We start from the raw sequence: 19,085 nt of genomic DNA, 5'->3' as shown, positions 1-19,085 counted from the left end.
GTAGAGTTACAAACTCCACCGTCGCCCTTCACTCATTCGAGTCGAACGACTTCCCCACGACCGCTTGTTCAAGCCATTCAGCGGCCGAAACCCCACGTCACCGCCCTCTTCAAGTGATCAGGGGTGCCTCTGCCGACGGCCGGACGCCCCGTGCAGTTCTCTCGCCACTCGCCGGCGCAGGGCGGGGAACGGCAGCTCGCCGCCGGCCAGCACGGCCTCATGGAAGTCGCGCACGTCGAACCCGGCACCGGCGCCGCTTTCGGACGCCGCCCGCAATGCCGTGAACTCCGTGTGACCTGCGCGGTACGTCAGCGCCTGTCCCGGCAGATCGGTCGCGTAGCGCAGCAACTCGGTCGCGATCTGCCCCTCGGACTCGGCTGCCGCGTGGGCGCGCATGAAGGTGCGCGCCTGCTCCAACGTCATCGTGCCGAGGTTGAGGCCGGTGTCGACGACGAGGCGTTGCGCGGTGAACCGCTCGTGGGCAAGGCGTCCGTATGCGTCCCAGGGGTCGTCGTACAGCCCCATCTCCCAGGCGAGCCCCGCCGCGTACTCCGCCCAGCCCTCCTGGAACCCGCCGAAGGCGGCGAGTTCGCGTCGCAGGTCGGGCAAGGTGGTGTTCTCGGCCTGGCGGGCGAGGTGGAAGTGATGTCCGGGCGCCAGCTCGTGGTAGATCAGCGCGGCCGCGCCGAGCAGTGACCGGTGCGCCAGGTCGGAGGCGTTGTAGCGGTAGCGTCCCACCGGCTGCGCGGCGGTCGGCGATTCGTAGTAGCCGAACGTCAGCGATGCCTCCAGCGCCGGGTCGAGGCGGGCCACGCCGTAGGGGGCGCGGGGCAGCACCGCGAACCAGCGCGGCAGCAGCGGCGTGAGTCGGTCGAGATGCCCGCGGTAGCGAGCCTCGACCTCCTCCGGGGTGGCGGCGTACAGGCGGGGCTCGGTCGCGAGCCGTTCGTGGAACTCCGCCTCCGTCCCCGCGAAGCCGAGCGCGCCTCGCATCTCCCGCATGCGCTCACTGAGTTCGCGACAGTGCTCCCGGCCGAGTTCTTGGAGGCGTTCGGGTGGCGTGTCGCCGGAGGTGTACGTCTTGACGAAGGCCCGGTATGCCGCCTCGCCTTCCGGGTAATGGGCCCATCCGACGGCCTGCGGCGCCCGCCGGAGGTAGTCCGGGTCGCCCACGAGGGCGAGAAGGCGGTCGAACGCCGGCTCCAGCTCGTCGGCCACGAGCCGCTCCACCACCTCGCGCAGGTGGCCCCGGCTCGCCGGGTCGAGTCGGGTGAGCCGCTCGGCGTCCACCTGGACATACCGGGCCGACGATTCCCGCAGACGGGTGAGTGTGGTGTGGGCACCGGTCAGCGCCGGGACCGGGATGCGGAAGCCCCGCGCCGCCTGCCCTTCCGCCTTGTCGCCGATCGTCGCGACGCAGCGGGCCAGGTCCCGTACGAGGGACACGTACCGGTCCGCGTCGGCCCGGCGCTCGAAGCGGAACGGGCGGAAGACCGTGTCTCCGTGCAACTGGAGGCGGTAGAGCTGGTACGGCGTGGCGGTGGGGGTGAGCCAGTGGAAACGTCCTGCCTGCGCTTCCTGTTCGGCCAGCGCCCGCAGGAAACCCGCGGTGTCGGCGTCGGGACCGGACAGCTCCGCGGGCCGTAGCGTACGCAGCCGGTCCAGCACCCCTGCCGCGAACCCGGCGCGCTCCTCGGCCTCCGCCGCCGACGCCCCCGGCAGCGACTCGACGGGCAGCCCGCGGCGCGTCCGCAGCGACGGCTCACGCGCGAGCAGGAAGTCCCAGTACGAGGTCGCGAGTCGGTCGACCTCCCGCGCCGCCGAGCCGTCCGGGGAGTCCGAGGGGTGGTTCGCCATGGCGCCAGTGTGCGGCTCGAAGTGACGTGGTGTCAGGAACAGAGGCACGGACCGCGAGTCGGGCGGCCTCACTCGGACGAGGGAAATCGTCCGGCGCGTTCGCGGCGGCCCGGGAGAGCCCGGCCGACACCGTCGATCACGGTGGCACGATGAACGCCATGCACCGCCGGACCGTGTCGTTTCCCAGGGCTCGGTCGGCCGTGGTGGCGTCCGCCGCCGTCACGTCAGCCGTGCTGGCCGGTTGCGGCGGCGACGTGTCATCGACGCACACTCCTGTCGTCGTGGGCGGCACCGTCACGATCGCCGCCGCCTCCGAGACCCCGAGCTTCGATCCGTACTCGCAGTTCGGCCCTCCCCTGGCCCCTTACGCCTACGACTCGCTGGTCAATGTGGCGTCGGACGGGCGCGTGGTGTCCGGTCTGGCCCAGAAGTGGCGGGCCGGCGCCACTTCGGCGAGTTTCACCCTGCGCGAGGGTGTGACCTGCTCCGACGGCATGGCCCTGACGGCATCCGGGGTGGCCGGGTCGCTGAGGTATGCGAGCGATCCCCGCAACCGGCTCGTCGGCGCCCGGGCCGCACTGCCTGGCGTGCCGTTCACGGTGTCGGCCGACGACGCGGCACGGACGGTGTCGGTGCGGATGGCGTCACCGTACAGCTTCATCGTGCGGACGATCGGTCTGGTGCCCGTCGTCTGCCCCGCCGGGCTGGCGGATCCCGGCGTGCTGGACAGGACGACGGAAGGTACCGGGCCGTACGTGCTGAGCGGGTACGCCTCGGGGGGTCCGTACCTCTTCACGCGGCGCAAGGGGTACGCCTGGGGGCCGCGCGGGGCGACCAACGGAACTCCGGGCCAGCCCGAGCGGATCGTGGTGACGGTGGTTCCGCAGGAGTCCACCGCGGCGAATCTGCTGCTCACGGGCGGAGTGAACATCGCCACGGTGACCGGTCCGGACCGCGCGCGGCTGACCGGCCACGGGCTGGCAACCGCCCAGGTGCCGACCGTGGTGGGGCTGACCTTCTTCAACGAACGCTCCGGCCGCCCCTTGAGCGATCCTGCGCTGCGTCAGGCTCTGGTGGGCGCCCTGGACCGTAAGGGCCTCGCCAATGTGGCGATCGGCGGCGACGGAACGCCCGCGAGCCATCTCACCGCCGTGAACTCCGTCTGCCACGCCGATGTGACCGCCGGGAACCTGCCCTCGCACAGCGCCGTCGGGGCCCTGCGCGCCGCGGGCTGGACGAAGAACGCGCGGGGCAGGCTGGTCAAACAGGGCAGGCCGCTGCGGCTGCGGCTGCTCAGCAGCGCCGACTTCGGCTCCACCCTTCCGTCGGTCGCCGAACTGATGGCCGTGACGTGGCAGGCGCTGGGCGTGGACGTCGACCTCGTCAGCGAGGGCCGCAACGCGGTGGTCCAGGCCATGTACGGAAGCGGCGACTTCGACGTCGTGGTCGGCAGCTCGCCGGGGCCGCCGCTGCCTGCGCAGCTCATCCCGTACTTCTCCGGCCCTCCGCCGTCGGGAGGTCTGAACTTCGCCCACGTCGTCAACCGCGCGTACGACCGCTTCGTCGCCCTCGCCCTGCGCGCGCCGGGCACGGCGAGCTGTGCGGACTGGAACAGGGCCGCCGCGGCGCTGTTCCGTTCGGCCGACGCGCTGCCCGTCGCCGACGGTACGAGCACGGTCTACGGGTACCGGACGACGTTCGCCGTCGCTCCCGGCGGCCAGATCGTACCGACCAGCATCCGCCTGCACAGATAGCCGCGCCGGACGCCCCACGCAGCCGCGCACCACCAGTCGAGGAGGTCCCCCATGACGACCGTGTCCGTGCGGCTCGGCGCCCTGGCCCGGCGCCACCCGTGGGTGGTGTTCTGCTGCCGGCGCACGGTACGGCTGGTCGTCTCCCTCTTCGTGGTCGTCACCGCTTCCTTCGCGATGATCCGGCTGGTGCCCGGCGACCCGGTCCGGGCCGCGCTGGGCGTGGATGCCCCGCCGGACTTGGTAGCGGCGAAGCGACACGAACTCGGTCTGGATCAGGGCCTGTTGACACAGTACGGGCAGTATCTGCGTCATTCGGCCCACGGGAACCTCGGGGTCTCGCTGGTGACCGGCGAGCCGGTGGCCGACCTCGTCAGGGCACGTCTGCCGGCCACCCTGCTGCTCGCTGTCACGGCCTTCGCCTGCGTACTCGTGGTGGCGCTCCCCGGAGGGCTGCTCGCCGCGGTGTGGACCCGCGGGGGGCGACGGCCCCGGGCTGAGCTGGCGTTCACCGCCGCCACCTCCGTCGTGGCGGGCATGCCGGACTTCGTGCTCGCGGCGGGTTTCACCGCCGGCCTGGCGGTCGCCCTGCGGATCTTTCCGGTCGCCGGCGACCTGGGTCCCCAGTCCTACGTGCTGCCCGTGCTCGCGCTGGCACTCGCTCCGACCGCGGTCCTGCTGCGGATCGTACGGGTGGAGACGCTCAAGGTGCTCGCGACGGACCAGCTGCGTGCCGCCCGCGCGAAACGGCTGCCCGCCGTCTCGCTCTACCTGCGCCACGTGGCGCCCAACACGCTGACCGCGTCGCTGGCGGTCGCCGGGAACCTGCTGCCCGCCCTGATCGCGGGAACGGTACTGGTCGAGAAGGTGTTCGCCTGGCCGGGCATCGGGACGGCGATGGCGCAGTCCGTGGCCGCGCAGGACCACGCGGTCGTCGAGGCAACGGTTCTGGTGCTCGGCTCGGCCGTCCTCGTGGTGAACTTCCTGGTCGATCTGGCACTCGCACTGCTCGACCCCCGTTCGGTCATCCGGGAGACGTGATCCGATGGCGTTGTCCTCCTCTTCCCCGCTCTCGCCGTCTGCCACCGCCGGCCGGTCTCGTGCGACCCGGTCGGGCTGGGCCACACCGATGGGCGTGATCACCCTGGCCATGCTCGGATCGCTCGCCGTACTGGCCGTCGCGGGGGCCGTGCTGTGGGGGCACAAGGCCGGCCGTCCGGATCCGTCGGCGGTGCTGCAGGCGCCCACCGCGGTTCACCCCCTCGGCACGGACCGTCTCGGGCGCGACCTGCTCGCCCGGCTGCTCACGGCGACCTGGCTCTCCCTGCTGCCGGCCGTCGTGGCCACGCTGCTCGGAGCGACGGCAGGGATCACGCTCGGCGCGCTCACCGCCGTCGTGGGCGGCCGCGCCCGTCGCCTGCTGGGAGCCCTGATCAACCTCCTGCTGGCCTTTCCCGCGCTCCTCGTCGCCATGTTCTTCGCGGCTCTCTTCGGCGCGGGCGCGGTTGGTGCGGTGTTCGCACTCGCCGTCGCCTTCGCACCGGGCTTCGCCCGCATCGCGCAGACCCTCGCCGCGGGAGTGGCCGGGACCGACTTCATGGCGGCGGCCCGCGTGCTGGGCCTGCGCCGCCACCGGCTCCTCCTGCGCCATGTCCTGCCCCACATCGCCGAACCGCTGATGCTCAGCACCGCGGTCGCCGCCGGCTCGGCACTCGTGGCCCTGTCGGGCCTGAGCTTCCTCGGACTGGGGGTGCGGCCGCCTTCGTACGACTGGGGGCTCCTGCTCAGTCAGGGGCTGGACCGCATCTACACCGAACCGCTGCCCGCCGTGGCGCCCGGCATCGCCATCGTCTACGCCGCCGTGGCGTTCCAACTGCTCGGCGAGGTGCTGGCCGGAGCCGCCGCGGGGCGCATCCGCCCACTGCGGAGGGAAGCGCCCGCAGTACGCCCGGCACGCGTGGACCGCCCGGCGGGCGCGGACCACGTGTTGGAGGTGGAGGACCTGCGTGTCGCCCTTCCCACGGCGGACGGCGCGGTCCGGCCGGTCCGCGGTGTCACCCTCGCCCTGCGGCGCGGCGAGATGGCCGGGCTGGTCGGCGAGTCCGGCTCGGGCAAGTCGGTGACGGCACTCGCCCTCGCCGATCTGCTGCCGGACGGTGCCCGTGCGACCTGGCGTACCCACCGGTTCCTCGGTGTGGATGCCGAGTCGCTGACGCGCAAGGAGCGGCGCAGGCAGCTGGCGACTGGAATGGCGGTGGTCTTCCAGAACCCGGCCTCGGCCTTCAACCCGTCACTCCGCATCGGAACGCAGATGACGGAGGCCGTGCGCGCACACCACGGCGCCTCTCGTGCCGAGGCCGTCGAGCAGGCCCGTGACCGGCTTCAGCGGGTCGCGCTGCCGGCCGGGCACCGGCTGCTGCGGTCCCGCCCCTTCCAGCTCTCCGGCGGTCAGCGCCAGCGGGTGGCGATCGCGACGGCTTCGATGATGCGGCCCGCCCTCATCATCGCGGACGAGCCGACAACGGCCCTGGACGTCACCGTGCAGCGGCAGATCATGGACCTGCTCCGCCGGATCCGGCACGACGACGCCACCGCGATCCTCTTCATCAGCCACGACATCGCCCTGGTGGCCGACGCCTGCGACCGGGTCCTGGTCATGTACGGGGGAACGATCGTGGAGAACCTGCCCGCCCATGAGCTGGCGGCCTGCGCACGGCACCCCTACACGCGGATGCTCGTCGCATCGGTCCCGGACATGGCCGTGGACCGTGACCACCCCCTGCCCACGATCGAGGGAGGTCCACCCGATCCGTCCGGCACGATCTCGGGCTGCCCGTTCCACGACCGCTGTCCGCACCGACTGGACCGGTGCGCCGTGGAGAGCCCCGTACTGGCTCCTCTCGAACCCGGCCACGACGTCGCCTGCTGGCAACCGCTGCCCCCGGCACCGTCCTGCGCACGGCGCGAGACCGAGGAGGTGGAGAAGTGAGGGCAGGGACAGGACTGGCGCTGTACGACGTCACGGTTCGCCACCAGGGGCCGTTCGGACCGATCACGGCAGTGGACGGCGTATCTCTGGAGGTTCCCCAGGGCACGACGGTCGGCCTGGTGGGCGAGTCCGGTTCGGGAAAGTCCACATTGGCACGTGCGGTCGTCGGGCTGGACAACCCGTGCGGCGGGCGGATCACCGTCGGCGGGCGGGAGTACCGTCGGCGCGGCACGACCGACCGGCGCCGGCTGGGACGACAGGTCCAACTCGTGTTCCAGGACCCGGACACCGCACTGGACCCGCGCATGACGGCCCGTCAGTCGCTCGCCGAATCGGCTGGGGCCTTCGTCCGGCTGGACCGCCGCAGCCGCGAACAGCGCATCAGCGAGCTGCTGGAGCTGGTCGGTCTGGACGCCGGCTGCGCCGACCGAGTGCCGCGGCAGCTCTCGGGCGGCCAGCGCCAACGGGTGGCCGTCGCCCGCGCGCTCGCCGTCGATCCGGCGGTACTCATCGCGGACGAGGTCACGTCGGCCCTCGACGTGTCGGTCCGGGCGGCACTCCTCACCATGCTCCGGGACCTGCAGCGGCGCATGGGCTTCGCCATGCTGTTCATCAGCCATGACCTCGCCGCCGTCCGCCATCTGTCGGACGTCGTCGCCGTGATGTACCTCGGCCGGATCGTCGAGGTCGCCTCCACCGAGAACCTGCTGCACAACCCGCGGCATCCCTACACCCGGACGCTGCTGTCCGCCGTGCCGAGCCTGCACGCCCATCCGCGACCGGTCGAGGACCTGCTCCTTCCCGGTGAGGTGCCCGACCCCGCAGCACCACCGCCCGGATGCCGCTTCCATCCACGCTGCCCCGTCGGGCCGAACCGGCGCCCCGGACGGGACGTCTGCGCCACTCGGGACCCTCAGCCGGATACGGCCGGACGGCCGCACCGCGTCGCGTGTCACTTCCCGTACGGCGCCGACGACTTCGCGCACGGCGCCGAGTGCCCGTCCCGCACCGGCGACGTTCCCCCGGACGCGAACGGTGACCGGGCTCCGCGAGCCCCCGGGAACCCGACGTCATGAGGGTCGGGGAACCGGACGCGGTTCAGTCCGGCGCGGACGCGGTCGTCGTGGGGGCCGGTGTGATCGGCGCCGCGGTGGCACTGGAGCTGGCGCGCACCGGCCGGCGCGTCGTGGTCGTCGACAAGTCCGGCGGCGTCGGCCACGGATCCACCAGCGCCTCGAGCGCGATCATCCGCTTCAACTACTCGACCTGGGACGGTGTCGCCACCGCGTGGGAATCCCAGCACTGCTGGGCGCGATGGGCGCAGCACCTGGGCACCGCCCGCGGCTCTGCCCTGGCTGCGTTCCGGCGGACCGGAGCGGTACTCCTCGACGCACCGGACTCCGGGACGTCCGAGGTGATCACGTTGTTCGAGCGTGCCGGCGTGCCGTACGAGTGCTGGGATGCCGCAACGCTGCGCAGCCGGATCCCCGGCATCGACCCGGGACGCTACGGTCCCCCCAAGCCCCTGCGGGACGAGGCGTTCTTCTCCGGCCCCGAAGGTGAACTCGGCGCGCTGTTCACGCCCGACGCGGGCTTCGTCGACGATCCACAGCTCGCGGCACAGAATCTCGCGGACGCGGCTGCCGGCAACGGGGCGCGCTTCCTCTTCCATCGCAAGGTCGTCGGAGTCCTGCGCCACGACGACCGGGTGTCGGGCATCCGGCTCGCCGACGGGTCCGCGATCACGACACCGGTGGTCATCAACGCCGCAGGGCCCTGGTCGGGTGCGTTCAACCGGCTGGCCGATGTCGGGGCCGAGTTCACCGTCGGAGTGCGCCCGCTGCGCCAGGAGGTACACCAGGTGGCCGCGCCGGCAGGGCAGGCCGAAAGGGCCGCGTCATGCCGGGACAGCGCCGAGAGCGTGCCCGGCCCGGTCGTGGCCGACGTCGACCTCGGCACATATCTTCGCCCCGCCGGCGCCGGACACCTCCTCATCGGCAGCACGCTGCCCGCCTGCGACCACATGGACTGGCTCGACGATCCCGACACGTGCAACCCACACCCGACGCCCGCCCGATTCGACACCCAAGTGACCAGAGCGGCGCGCCGGTTCCCGCCTCTGCGCATTCCGAACCGGCCGACCGGCATCGCAGGCGTCTACGACGTCGCCGACGACTGGTCTCCCATCTACGACCGCACCGATCTGCCCGGCTTCTATGTCGCGATGGGCACGAGCGGCAACCAGTTCAAGAACGCTCCTCTGGTGGGCCGATTCCTCGCCACCCTGGTCGACCGCATCGAGGCCGGCCACGACCACGACCGCGATCCACTGCGGTACACGGGCGAACACACCGGCGTCGTCATCGACCTGGGGGCCTTTTCCCGCAGACGCCAGGTGCCAGAGGGTGCCGCCTCCCGAAGTGTCATGGGCTGACGCTCCGCATGGCGTGGGTCCGCGAAACGGTGTCGCCGGGAACGTCGAGCGCGGCGCCTGCCATCGCGCGTCACTGCTGCGCGAAGTGGTTCTCAAGCCAAGTGAGCAAGGCCGCGAACGCAGGGGACATGGCGGCGTCCGACTGCTTGAGAACCGTCGAGCGGCCCCCGTCCTCCACCGTGATCGTGTAGCTCATCGCATCCCTGGCGCGGCTTGCCTCGTCTTCCTCGGGCATCGCGACGGCCGCCGCCACCAGCTGGACCAGCTCCGCTGCCGCGTTCGCGGGCAGGGCATCTGTGTCCAGCACCTTGGGCGGGAGGCGGAGGTTGGTTACCGCCGCCAGCCCGCCGTGTGTCGCCAGGGTCACCTTCATGCGAGGATCGGCCGGCGGCGGTCTCTGGTGGTCACCTGGCCCCCTTCAGCGCGGCCACGTCCTTGGCCAGCCCCGTCACCTTGGCGCTCAGTGCCCCGATCTCCCTGGTCAGGGCCGCCAGGCCGTCCTGCCGGCCCACGCCACCGTTCCCGTCGGCCGCGATTCTCCGTGCCCGGGCGACCCCGGTCGGGATACCGCTGATCTGGATTTCCACCTCCTGCCACGCCGCCAGCACGGCCGACTGCTCGGTGCTGCCGACACCGAACAATTCCCCGGCCTTCTGGTAGGTGGTGTTCGCGAAATCCTGGAACTGGTCCTTAGGGCTGGACGCTTTGAGCGATTCGTACCAGATGCTCCCCGGAGCCTCCCATGCGAACCCACCGATGGCCCTAGCCGTCAGATAGAACGCCTTGTTCGGAATGCCGGAGTTTTCGTGCACCGCACCGAAATCTCCCGGCTCGTCGTCGGATAGGTGGAGGAGTTTGCTCATGCGGTCGGGCTGGGGGTCCCTTCCGAACTGCGCATTGTTGAACGCAGTCCCCGGGGCCTTCATCGATCGCAGCGCGTCACCATCGATTCCCGGGGTCCACACATCAGCCCCGATCAGCCAGTCCGCCTCCTCGGCCGTCTGCTTCAGCGACCACTGCTTGACCAGCGAACCGAAGACGTCCGACATCGACTCGTTCAGGGCTCCGGACTGATTGTGGTACTCGAATCTCGCGGTGTGATCGGTGACTCCGTGCGTCAACTCGTGGGCGATCACCTCGAGGGATCCGGTGAGGTTGCCGAACTTCTTTCCGTCCCCGTCACCGAAGACCATCTGCCGTCCGTCCCAGAACGCGTTGTTGAATTTCACACCGAAGTGGACGAACCCGTCCAAGCGCATTCCCCGGTCGTCGATCGAATTGCGCTGGAACACTTCCTTGTAGAAATCACGCGTCAGACCGAACGCGTCGAATGCCTGGTTGACGGCCTGGTCCACGGATTCCGGTCCGTCTTCCGCCCTGGCCAGGACAGCCTCGGGGAGGAAACGCCCCTGCTCGCAGTCGAAGACGGTACGCCGGCCGCTACCGGGGGCGGCCGCGCCGACGAAGGACGCTCGGACCGCTCGCTCACCCCGCAGGCGAGCAGTGGTCAGCATGGTGTTCAACGCTGCCTCGCGCACCTCACTGTCTTCGCTCTCCAGGAGCTTCTTGAGAAGGTACGGGGGGATGATGCAGTTGATGTGGCAAGCCCTGCTCATGGGATACCTCCCGAATACGAGGACCGACAGTTAAGAATTCATCAACTGATGGGATGCCGGGAGCGTCCGCCGGTTTCCGGCCATGAAAAGGCTCAAGGGTAAGGCGGGAGAAGTGTTGGCGCCGACCAGCCCCCGTTCCCAAGGGTGGAGCCACACCGATATCATCAGTCTCCTGCCGCCCGTAGCGCCTGGCAAGCGCAACGCGAGCGCTCCAAAATAATTCAGTGTGAACTGGGGAAGATTCGGCTTGTGTGCGTCGGCGTGGTCCAGCTGGCGAGCAGGCGGAGTGCCTCTGTGGAGGGGGAGCCGGGTTCGGTGGTGTAGAGGCAGATGCTTTGATCGGGGTCGGCGGGAAGGGCCAGCGTTTCGTAGGAGAGGGTGAGTTCACCGGCCACGGGGTGGTTGAGGCGTTGGGTGCCGTGGGCGCACTGGTCCACGCGGTGGCTCGCCCACCACATGTGGAACTCGGGGACCTTGATGGACAGTTCGCCGACGAGCTCGTTCAGTTGGGAGTCGTCGGGGTGGCGTCCCGCTGCCAGGCGCAGGCTGGCGACGAATGTCGCGGCGACCTGGTCCCAGTCCGTGTACAGGTCGCGGGCGGCTGGTTGGAGCAGGACGAAGCGGGCGAGGTTGCGATCGCGGTGCGGCAGCGCGTCGAAGTCGGTGATCAGCGCTTTGGCAAGGTGGTTGGCGGCCAGGACGTCGCTGCGGTGGTTGATGACGAGAGCCGGTGAGACGTCGTTGAGGACGTCCAGCGTGTGGTGCACCTCCGGCCGTACGCGCGGTACGTGGGCCGGACGGCGCCGGGCCGGGCCGGGTGCCCTGGTGCGGGCGAGTTCGAAGAGGTGGCCGCGTTCGGTGTCGTCCAGGCGCAGGGCGCGGGCCACGCCTTCCAGCACCGTCTCCGAGACATGGGGATGCCTGCCCTGTTCGAGGCGGGCATAGTAGTCCGTACTCATCCCGGCCAAGTGGGCGACCTCCTCGCGGCGCAGCCCCGGCACCCGGCGCACGCCGCCGGTGAAGGCCGCCCCTGCGTCCTCAGGGCGCAAACGGCCCCGCCGCGAGCGCAGAAAGTCACCGAGTTCGTCATTGTGGTTCATGCGGCCAGCCTGCTCCGCGCAGCGCCGTGACGGGCCGGTGAGGGTGGACCAGCCAGACCTAGGTTCAGCAGGGCCCGTACGGAGGGCCCGCACACACTCGACGAACGCAATGCTGGTGGTCAAGGCTCACGCTTCCCAGACGATGAGACCGGCCCCCCTTCTTACCGGGGCTGGGGAAGAAGCGGTCGCCCCGGCGCCGACCTGCAACTGCCGCAGGCCAGGTCCGAGCCGGTCCTCATGTAGGCCGACATGGACTCCATCGCGCACCAGACCCTCATGGGTGCCTGAATCACATCAGAAACCACTGCGGTCCCGCCGCCCGCCGGACGGGCCACGCAAAGGAGATCACCATGACCGAGTTCACGCCTGTACCCGACTTCGCCCTGGGCCCGGACATCCCGGAGGCCGGATACGCCGTAAAGGACCTGGGCGGCGGCGCCTACTTCGTCACCCAGGGAATGATCAACACGATGTTCGTGGTGACCAAGAACGGTGTCGTACTGGTCGACGCCTCACCGTTCCTGGGCGACAAACTGCTGGCGGCCATCGAGGAAGTCACCCCCAAGCCGGTCACCCACCTCATCTACAGCCACGCACACGCCGACCACATCGGCGCGGCCCACCTGGTGAACCGGAACGGCCTGAAGATCATCGCCCACGAGATCACCGGCGACTTCATCAAGGAGTCCAAGGACGACCGGCGCCCCCTGCCCACCGAGACCTTCAAGAGCCGGCACAAGGAAATCGACATCGACGGGGTGCGGTTCGTCCTCGACTACACAGGGGACTGGCACCAGGCCGGCAACCTGTTCATCCACCTGCCCGAGCAGAAGCTCATGGGAGCGATGGACAGTTTCACACCGAAGAGCGCGCCGTTCTTCCGCCTGTACTTCTCCGCGCACGTGCCCGCGTACTTCGACGCCATGGACCAACTGCTGGAGTACGACTTCGACACCATCGTGACCGGCCACATGGCCCTGCCCGGCACCCCCGAGGACGTCGCGACGAACCGGGAGTTCATACACGACCTGCGCACCTCTGCCTCCGAAGCCCTGCGGACGGTCGACATGAAGGAAGCCTCGGCAGCCGCCAAGGTGCCGGCGAACAACAAGCAGGCGGAGATCAAGGTCTGGATGGACGCGGTGGTCGCCCGCGCGGCCGAGCTGATGCCGTCCTGGGACAAGCGCCTGGCAGGCACCGACATCTTCCTCACCGACAACCTCAACGCCACCGCATGGAGCGTCTTCATCGACTAGCCGGACCGATGGCCTACGTGACGAGGGGCGAGGGCTCGCCCCTCTCGCGCCACGAGCATGGAAATACTCCGTTCCTGACCTCGTCAGGAACGGCTGCATAAAGGAGGCAATTATCATGACGAAACTGGCCAGAGCGGAACAGCTGGCGCAGAGTATCGGCCTGGTCGTGGGCGCTGTCGGTGGTGCGCCGGTGGACCAGTACGAGAACCCGACTCCGGATTCGGCGTGGACCGTGAAAGACCTCGTCAATCACATCGCCATGATGCTTGTGCTGACACGGGAGGTGGGCACCCGCACGGCTTGGGACCCCGACCTGCTGGCTGCGAACCCGGTGCCCCTTCTTGCCGGGCGGCCGGAGTCGGAGTGGGCCCTGCTCGTGAACAGCGAGGCGGAGTCGGCGGCCAGAGCCTGGTCCGAGCCGGCGGCGTGGCAGGGAGAGGCGAGCCTCGGCGGGCCGCCCATGCCCGCCGAGGCACTCGGCGAGATCCTCATCGCGGAATTCGCCATCCACGCCTGGGACGTGGCGGCAGCCACCGGCCAACGCATCGACGTGCCCGAGTCCTTGGCCAGGACCATGCTCGGCACCTATGCACGTGAGGCGCCCCGTATGCGCAGCGTCGGCCTCCTCGCCGACGCAGTACCGCAAGACGCCCACGCGCCCCTGTTCGACCGCACTCTGGCACTCAGCGGCAGAAACCCCCGCTGGAACTCCCCGCGCACCGGAAGCGGCACGGTGTCGACCCTGCCTGATGTCAGGTGACGGAGATGTCGGTCAGATCGATGGTGATGAGGATCGGTTCGGACGCGGCGTGCCCGTCTTCTTGAACGGGCACCACGTACCTGTGGGTCGGGAAGACCAGTCCCGATGCCCGCACATGATGTTCGGAGAGGTGCGCGGCCGGTGTGCCGCCCAGCACGTCAGGCGCGTAGTCATGGCGGCGCAGCAGGCCGGCCGCGTTGCAGTAGAACACCTGTTCCGTGGAGTGCGTGGCCAGGGCTTGGGGAAATACGGCCCGCAGCCGTCGCCAGTCTTCGTCGGCCTCCCGCCAGGGTTCCAGCTCCTCCACCACGACACCGGGAAGCGTCAGCAGGTAGGGGGCAGTGAGGTAGTTCCACAGGGCATACCCTGCGAAGTACAGCGCGTGGAGCTGGTCCCATGGGGTGTCTGGACCATGGCCGGCGAAGGCATCGCGCGGAGCACTCCGCTCAGCGACGACCTCGCCGTTCTGCCGCTCGATCGCCACGCGATCGGGCGTGAACAGACCCCGCAGCCTGGGTCCGGTGAAGCCCTCGAACACCAGACGCTGCTGCTGCACGTCGACAGTCGCGTCGGTCGTGGACAGGATTCCCTCCTGACCCCGAAGGCTCCACAAGAGCCCACCGATGGAACCCTCGGCGTGGACGGTTCGGGCGTCCTGCCATGGCTTGAGGCCGCCGTGGGCGTCGAGAACAAGATCGAGCAGGGCACTCATATGGTTTTTCCTTCCCGAGACGTGCGACTCCGGGGCGGGGGCATGGACAAGCCCGGCTCGGCGACGCAACCGACGTGATCTTTCCAACCGGACTTCGGGGGTTGCGGCCCTGGTCCGCAGCCGTCACGCTCTTCGCACCGGGCTGATGAGCATGACGGCTGCGGCTGCCGAATCAGAGATGTGGTGTGGTGTGGTGTCTGACGACCGCGGTCACCCACGCACTGCGGCGAGCGACAGTTCCCACAGGCGGTCGGCTGCGTCGGGATCGAGTGCGTACGGGGCTGCGCCGCCGGGGGCGGATCCCACGGCATCGGCCGTCAGCTTCTCCGCCTCGTTGTTGTCCTCGAAGTAGTGGCCGCCGATGCCCTCCAGCTGGGGAGAGGTCGCGACCAGCACGCTCGTCGCGGCGCCTTGGGCGATCGTCTTGAACCGGAACGGCGCGCCCTGGATCGAGCCGAACTCCCCGGCCGCCTCAAGTGCACGCAGCTGTGCGGCCTGTTCCGGATCCATGTAGCGCGACAGGTTCGTCGACATGATCACGCCGGGGTGGACGGCGTTGGCGGTGATCCCGTCGGTGGCCCAGCGGCTGGTCGCTCCGACGGCGAAGAGGACGTTGGCGGTCTTCGACTGCCCGTAGGCGAGCCACGGGTCGTAGGGGCGGGAGGTGAAGTTGATGTCGTCGAACTCGACGGGCGAGGCGTGGTGGCCGCGGGAACTCAACGACACGATCCGCGCGTTGCCGGCCGCCGCGAGTGCGTCGTGGAGACCGAGCGCGAGCGCGAAGTGGCCGAGATGGTTGGACGCGAACTGCAGTTCCCAGCCGTCCGGTGTGCGCTCGAGTGTGGGCAGGGCCATCACGCCGGCGTTGTTGACCAGGATGTGCAGGGGCCCGGACCAGGCGCGCGTGAAGGCGGTGATCGATGCCTTGTCGGCGAGGTCGAGCCGGCCGACCTGGACGGCGTCGTTTCCGGTCGCCTTGCGGATGTCCGTCGCGGTGCTCTCGCCGGCGTCCGTGTTGCGGACCGCGAGCGTGACCGAGGCGCCCGCGCTTGCGAGGGCGCGGGCGGTCTCGGCGCCCAGACCCGCGGAGGCGCCGGTGACGACTGCGTGCTTGCCGGTGAGGTCGACGCCGTCGATGACCTCGGCGGCCGTCGACTCTTCTCCGAAGGGGGTGTGGATGCGGTGGGTGGTTGTCATGACCTCAAGACCTAGTCAATAGTTGGGTGTTTTTCCCTCACCTGAACGGGTGAGGAAGTCGGTCCGGCGGACCGGCGCAGGCGTGTCAGGGGGCGGTGACTCACGCCTGGGGCTCGAGTTCGAGGACGAGCTTGCCGGTGTTCTTGCCGGTGAACAGGCGTCTGAGCATGGCCGGGAAAGTCCCGATGCCGCCATGCACCGTGTCCTCGATGCTCGTCAGCTGACCGGCGGCGAGCCAGTCCGACATCTGCGCCATGGCCTCGGGATAGCGGTCGGCGAATGCGGGAACGGCAACGCCTGCCATGGAGGCGCTCCGGTACAGCAGGGTCAGGTAGTTGCTCGGGCCCACGACCGCGTTGGAGTTGTCGTACTGGGAGATCGCGCCGCTGATGACGACTCGCCCGCCGTGGGCGAGGCGAGTGAGTCCCTGGTCGAGGATGTCCCCGCCGACGTTGTCGAAGAACACGTCGACGTATCGGGTGGTGCGGTCGCGCAGTTGGTCGAGAAAGTCGTCCCGTTTGTAGTCGATGGCGGCGCTGAACCCGAGACGGTCGACGAGCATGCCTGCCTTCTCGGGACCGCCCGCGATCCCGATCACGTGCGCGCCCTTGATCCTCGCGATCTGACCGGCGACGCTTCCGACGGCCCCGGCCGCTCCCGATACGAGCACCACATCGCCCATGGCGAGCCGCCCGACGTCCAGGAGCCCGAAGTAGGCGGTCATGCCCGTCATGCCCAGGACGCCGAGATACGCCGCGAGCGACCGGCCCTCCTCGGAGTGGACCTTGTAGACCCCGGCTCCGTCCGACAGAGCGAACTCCTGGACGCCGAACGTACCGTGGACGAAGTCACCCTCCGCGAAGCCGGAGTGGCGCGAGTGCACGACCTTTCCGATCGTGATCGCCCGCATGACCGCTCCGACATCAACCGGTCTGACGTGTCCTGCGTTCATCCAGCCGCGCATGGCAGGGTCGATCGACAGGTGGGTGACCTTGACCAGGAACTCGCCGTCGCCGGGCACGGGGACGGGTGTCCGGACGAGCTCGAAGTCGGAATCGTCGAAGGGGCCGACCGGTCGGGCCGCGAGACGGAACTGGCGATTGGTGCCGGTCATCTCGGCTCACCTCGCCCGGTCGGGCGGAAAGTGCTCGCCGAACATCGGGAGGCCGCTGGTGGACTCGGCGCGGGTCGCCTCGTCCTCCCAGACGTCCCAGTGCTCGGCCAGTCTGCCGTTCTCGACGCGTACGACGTCGGCCACGACGGAGGCGGTGTCGCCGGTGCCGGAGTACCGGCCGTAGAGCATCACGTACTCGCCCTCGGCGACCGCGAGCTGGTTGTCGTAGACCAGGCCGGCCGGCATGGCGCGGATCAGGCTGAACAGCCCCTCCCGTCCCGGCGGGATGTGCCGGCTGTGCTGAAGGTAGTCCTCGGACCAGAACTCCTCCGCGGCCGCGTAGTCGCGCTTGCCGAAGAGGGTGTCGAAGGCCTTCAGAACGAGTTCTTTGTTCTGCTCGGGTGTGGACATGTGGTGCTCCAGGAAGTCGTCGTCATGGGTGCTTCGGGCGCCGTCACGTGTGTGGCTGCGCGTTCTTCGCGCTGACGCCGGTGATGTCGGCGAGGCGGCGCCACTGGGTGAGCGGCGGGGTCTCGCCTCCCTCGCCGGTGATGAGCTGCAGTGCCAGGTGGTCGGCGCCGGCGGCGTGGAACTCCGTCAGGCGGGTACTGATCGCGTCGTCGGGGCCCCAGGCCACCAGGGTGTCGACCAGACGGTCGCTGCCGCCGCCGGTGAAGTCTTCGTCGGTGAAACCGAGGCGTTTGAAGTTCGTGGTGTAGTTGGGCAGTTGGAAGTACAGGTCGAGGAAGTCACGTGCGATCTCACGTGCCCGGACGGGCTCGCTTTCCAGGACCACGGTGACCACGGGAGCCAGGAGCGGTCCGTCGCCCAGGACCACCCGGGCCCGCTCGATGTACCCGGGAGTGACCATGGCGGGGTGGGCGCCGGCGGCCCGGTCACGGGCGAGACGCAGCATCTTCGGTCCGAGCGCCGCCAGGATCCGGCGGTCGGCCGGGACGGGGGTGGCCGCGTTGTCGAGGGCGTCTAGGTAGCCGACCATCGTGGAGTAGGGCCGCTGGTAGTCCTGGGCCAGCTGCGCGTGGCTCGCGCCCAGGCCCAGAAGGAACCTGCCGGGGTGGGCTTCCTCCAGCTCGGCCCGCTGCCGGGCCACCGCGTCGGCATCCTCGTACCAGATGTTGAGGATGCCGGTGGCCAGGGCGATGCGTTCGGTGGACCCGGCCAGCGCGGCGGCGTGGTGTACACTGCTGTTGCCCCCGAGCCAGATCGCGCCGAAGCCGAGACCTTCCAGCTCGGCTGCCGCACGTCGCCGCTGTTCTTGAAGTGCCTGGTCTTCGGAACGCAGTTCGTGGCTGAAGATTCCGAAACGGCCCAGGACCTGCTGCGGTGCGGTACGAGGTGCGGAGTGCATCGTTTGCTCCTCACTGGGACGAATACGCTTTTCGTGCTGCGGATCTGTGCGCGTGGATCTTTCCTGGCCCGGAGTGGTGCCATGCCGTGCGCTGGGCCGGTCGGCCCACTGTTGACACGGCTCGACTGCGGGCCTGGAACCCGGTCCCGCTTGCCGGCGGACTCACCACGGCCCAGTGCTCGACCTCTTCACGGCGCAGCCCCGGCATCCGGCGCGCACCGCCGCTGACGCCACCCCCGCGTCCTCCGGACGCAGTCGGGCCCGCCGCGAGCGCAGGAAGTCACCGAGTTCGCCGTTGTAGTCCATGAATCCAGTGTTGCCACCACAGAGGCGTGACGGGGCCGGTGAAGGTGGACCAGTCAGACCTAGGTTCAGCAGGGCGTGCACGGGGCGTCCATACGTGTGCCCAGGGCGAGATGCTGGATGCGAACCGGGAGGCAGCGCTGCCTTCACAGGTGCTCCTCGAAGGCGATGGGCCCTTTCCGAGAGGCGGCCGCGTACGGCCGAGCCGAGCACCTGGTTCCCCCTCGTTCCTCAGACGAAGCAGATGAATCATGCCCTTTGTGATCTACGTCCTTGGGCAGGGCATCTCCGCCCAGGGCACCTCGGAGTTCATGCTCTCCGGCGTGCTGCCCTCCATCGCCCAGGCCCTCGGCATCCCCCTCGCATCCGCCGGAATGCTGGTGTCCGCCTTCGCCATCGGCATGCTCGTCGGAGCACCCCTGATGAGCCTGGTCACCTTGAAGATGCCGCGCCGTGCCGCGCTGGTCGGCTTCCAGCTCGTCTTCATCGCCGCCCATGTCGGCGCCGCCCTCGTCCCCACTTCGGATTCCTGCTGAACCGTTCCGGGTTCGGTAGAGACTCGATTCCATGAAAGGATCGAGTCATGGCACGCCCTTCCTCCTACCCAGCTGAGCTGCGCAAACGAGC

At 69.6% G+C, this 19,085-nt stretch carries 17 protein-coding genes; 8 read left to right on the top strand and 9 right to left on the bottom strand.

Annotated elements, in window-relative coordinates; translation table 11 throughout:
• Positions 1 to 117: 117 nt before the first annotated feature.
• Entirely contained in the window at positions 118 to 1,857 is a 1,740-nt protein-coding gene (locus ACIPSA_RS50070) for a DUF885 domain-containing protein (RefSeq protein WP_402648688.1), read from the bottom strand.
• 149 nt (positions 1,858 to 2,006) lie between these two features.
• Here ACIPSA_RS50070 and ACIPSA_RS50065 point away from each other — a divergent pair, with 149 nt between their 5' ends.
• The 5 genes from ACIPSA_RS50065 (at position 2,007) to ACIPSA_RS50045 (ending at position 9,031) form a co-directional block, all read left to right on the top strand.
• A complete protein-coding gene (locus ACIPSA_RS50065; protein WP_402648686.1) occupies positions 2,007 to 3,611 on the top strand; it encodes an ABC transporter substrate-binding protein in 1,605 nt (534 codons plus the stop codon).
• 51 nt (positions 3,612 to 3,662) lie between these two features.
• Positions 3,663 to 4,649: an ABC transporter permease gene (locus ACIPSA_RS50060; protein ID WP_402648683.1), complete on the top strand. Its 987-nt coding sequence runs from the start codon at positions 3,663 to 3,665 to the stop codon at positions 4,647 to 4,649.
• A 94-nt stretch (positions 4,650 to 4,743) separates the two neighbouring features.
• Positions 4,744 to 6,597: a dipeptide/oligopeptide/nickel ABC transporter permease/ATP-binding protein gene (locus ACIPSA_RS50055; RefSeq protein WP_402648680.1), complete on the top strand. Its 1,854-nt coding sequence runs from the start codon at positions 4,744 to 4,746 to the stop codon at positions 6,595 to 6,597.
• The gene (locus ACIPSA_RS50050) at positions 6,594 to 7,673 is read left to right on the top strand and encodes an oligopeptide/dipeptide ABC transporter ATP-binding protein (RefSeq protein ID WP_402648678.1); all 1,080 of its coding nucleotides are present in this window, start codon (positions 6,594 to 6,596) and stop codon (positions 7,671 to 7,673) included. The genes ACIPSA_RS50055 and ACIPSA_RS50050 overlap by 4 nt, the downstream gene beginning before the upstream one ends.
• On the top strand, positions 7,670 to 9,031 hold the full coding sequence (locus tag ACIPSA_RS50045; protein WP_402648677.1) for an NAD(P)/FAD-dependent oxidoreductase: 1,362 nt from the start codon (positions 7,670 to 7,672) through the stop codon (positions 9,029 to 9,031). Before ACIPSA_RS50050 ends, ACIPSA_RS50045 begins: the two co-directional genes overlap by 4 nt.
• A gap of 70 nt (positions 9,032 to 9,101) precedes the next feature.
• Here the strand turns inward: ACIPSA_RS50045 and ACIPSA_RS50040 are convergent, their stop codons facing one another.
• The 3 genes from ACIPSA_RS50040 to ACIPSA_RS50030 all read right to left on the bottom strand — a co-directional run bounded on the left by ACIPSA_RS50040 (position 9,102) and on the right by ACIPSA_RS50030 (position 11,747).
• The gene (locus tag ACIPSA_RS50040) at positions 9,102 to 9,404 is read right to left on the bottom strand and encodes a protealysin inhibitor emfourin (RefSeq protein WP_402648674.1); all 303 of its coding nucleotides are present in this window, start codon (positions 9,402 to 9,404) and stop codon (positions 9,102 to 9,104) included.
• A 31-nt stretch (positions 9,405 to 9,435) separates the two neighbouring features.
• On the bottom strand, positions 9,436 to 10,569 hold the full coding sequence (locus ACIPSA_RS50035; RefSeq protein ID WP_402648671.1) for a M4 family metallopeptidase: 1,134 nt from the start codon (positions 10,567 to 10,569) through the stop codon (positions 9,436 to 9,438).
• A 299-nt stretch (positions 10,570 to 10,868) separates the two neighbouring features.
• Positions 10,869 to 11,747, bottom strand: a complete 879-nt coding sequence (locus tag ACIPSA_RS50030; protein WP_402648668.1) for a helix-turn-helix transcriptional regulator — start codon at positions 11,745 to 11,747, stop codon at positions 10,869 to 10,871.
• Positions 11,748 to 12,097: 350 nt separating this feature from the next.
• Here ACIPSA_RS50030 and ACIPSA_RS50025 point away from each other — a divergent pair, with 350 nt between their 5' ends.
• Positions 12,098 to 13,003 (top strand): MBL fold metallo-hydrolase, encoded by a 906-nt coding sequence (locus tag ACIPSA_RS50025; RefSeq protein WP_402648665.1) that lies wholly within the window; start codon positions 12,098 to 12,100, stop codon positions 13,001 to 13,003.
• Between the two features lie 115 nt (positions 13,004 to 13,118).
• Entirely contained in the window at positions 13,119 to 13,763 is a 645-nt protein-coding gene (locus tag ACIPSA_RS50020; protein ID WP_402648662.1) for a TIGR03086 family metal-binding protein, read from the top strand.
• On the opposite strand, the gene ACIPSA_RS50015 is transcribed toward ACIPSA_RS50020, so the two are convergent.
• The 5 genes from ACIPSA_RS50015 to ACIPSA_RS49995 all read right to left on the bottom strand — a co-directional run bounded on the left by ACIPSA_RS50015 (position 13,756) and on the right by ACIPSA_RS49995 (position 18,155).
• Positions 13,756 to 14,475 carry a hypothetical protein gene (locus ACIPSA_RS50015; protein ID WP_402648660.1) on the bottom strand — a complete coding sequence of 240 codons (720 nt, stop codon included), beginning with the start codon at positions 14,473 to 14,475 and terminating at the stop codon, positions 13,756 to 13,758. The genes ACIPSA_RS50020 and ACIPSA_RS50015 overlap by 8 nt on opposite strands.
• Before the next feature lie 210 nt (positions 14,476 to 14,685).
• On the bottom strand, positions 14,686 to 15,672 hold the full coding sequence (locus tag ACIPSA_RS50010) for an SDR family NAD(P)-dependent oxidoreductase (RefSeq protein ID WP_402648657.1): 987 nt from the start codon (positions 15,670 to 15,672) through the stop codon (positions 14,686 to 14,688).
• A 100-nt stretch (positions 15,673 to 15,772) separates the two neighbouring features.
• Positions 15,773 to 16,786, bottom strand: coding sequence for an NADP-dependent oxidoreductase (locus ACIPSA_RS50005; protein WP_402648654.1), 1,014 nt, complete (start codon positions 16,784 to 16,786; stop codon positions 15,773 to 15,775).
• 6 nt (positions 16,787 to 16,792) lie between these two features.
• On the bottom strand, positions 16,793 to 17,197 hold the full coding sequence (locus ACIPSA_RS50000) for a nuclear transport factor 2 family protein (protein WP_402648651.1): 405 nt from the start codon (positions 17,195 to 17,197) through the stop codon (positions 16,793 to 16,795).
• 43 nt (positions 17,198 to 17,240) lie between these two features.
• Positions 17,241 to 18,155, bottom strand: a complete 915-nt coding sequence (locus ACIPSA_RS49995; protein WP_402648648.1) for an LLM class F420-dependent oxidoreductase — start codon at positions 18,153 to 18,155, stop codon at positions 17,241 to 17,243.
• A 554-nt stretch (positions 18,156 to 18,709) separates the two neighbouring features.
• On the opposite strand from ACIPSA_RS49995, the gene ACIPSA_RS49990 reads away from it, so the two are divergent.
• A complete protein-coding gene (locus ACIPSA_RS49990) occupies positions 18,710 to 18,994 on the top strand; it encodes an MFS transporter (RefSeq protein WP_402648646.1) in 285 nt (94 codons plus the stop codon).
• The last annotated feature ends 91 nt before the right edge of the window (positions 18,995 to 19,085 follow it).

Source organism: Streptomyces sp. NPDC086549, from assembly GCF_044746205.1.
Lineage (GTDB): Bacteria > Actinomycetota > Actinomycetes > Streptomycetales > Streptomycetaceae > Streptomyces.
The sequence above is the reverse complement of the archived record's forward strand: the minus strand, read 5'-3'. Positions and strand labels throughout refer to the sequence as shown.

Coding starts and splice junctions, on each gene's coding strand:
- ACIPSA_RS50000 (WP_402648651.1), bottom strand. CDS start 17,197: ATGTCCACACCCGAGCAGAACAAAGAACTCGTTCTGAAGGCCTTCGAC.
- ACIPSA_RS50025 (WP_402648665.1), top strand. CDS start 12,098: ATGACCGAGTTCACGCCTGTACCCGACTTCGCCCTGGGCCCGGACATC.
- ACIPSA_RS49990 (WP_402648646.1), top strand. CDS start 18,710: ATGCCCTTTGTGATCTACGTCCTTGGGCAGGGCATCTCCGCCCAGGGC.
- ACIPSA_RS50015 (WP_402648660.1), bottom strand. CDS start 14,475: ATGAGTGCCCTGCTCGATCTTGTTCTCGACGCCCACGGCGGCCTCAAG.
- ACIPSA_RS50030 (WP_402648668.1), bottom strand. CDS start 11,747: ATGAACCACAATGACGAACTCGGTGACTTTCTGCGCTCGCGGCGGGGC.
- ACIPSA_RS49995 (WP_402648648.1), bottom strand. CDS start 18,155: ATGCACTCCGCACCTCGTACCGCACCGCAGCAGGTCCTGGGCCGTTTC.
- ACIPSA_RS50020 (WP_402648662.1), top strand. CDS start 13,119: ATGACGAAACTGGCCAGAGCGGAACAGCTGGCGCAGAGTATCGGCCTG.
- ACIPSA_RS50060 (WP_402648683.1), top strand. CDS start 3,663: ATGACGACCGTGTCCGTGCGGCTCGGCGCCCTGGCCCGGCGCCACCCG.
- ACIPSA_RS50065 (WP_402648686.1), top strand. CDS start 2,007: ATGAACGCCATGCACCGCCGGACCGTGTCGTTTCCCAGGGCTCGGTCG.
- ACIPSA_RS50070 (WP_402648688.1), bottom strand. CDS start 1,857: ATGGCGAACCACCCCTCGGACTCCCCGGACGGCTCGGCGGCGCGGGAG.
- ACIPSA_RS50045 (WP_402648677.1), top strand. CDS start 7,670: ATGAGGGTCGGGGAACCGGACGCGGTTCAGTCCGGCGCGGACGCGGTC.
- ACIPSA_RS50010 (WP_402648657.1), bottom strand. CDS start 15,672: ATGACAACCACCCACCGCATCCACACCCCCTTCGGAGAAGAGTCGACG.
- ACIPSA_RS50040 (WP_402648674.1), bottom strand. CDS start 9,404: ATGAAGGTGACCCTGGCGACACACGGCGGGCTGGCGGCGGTAACCAAC.
- ACIPSA_RS50005 (WP_402648654.1), bottom strand. CDS start 16,786: ATGACCGGCACCAATCGCCAGTTCCGTCTCGCGGCCCGACCGGTCGGC.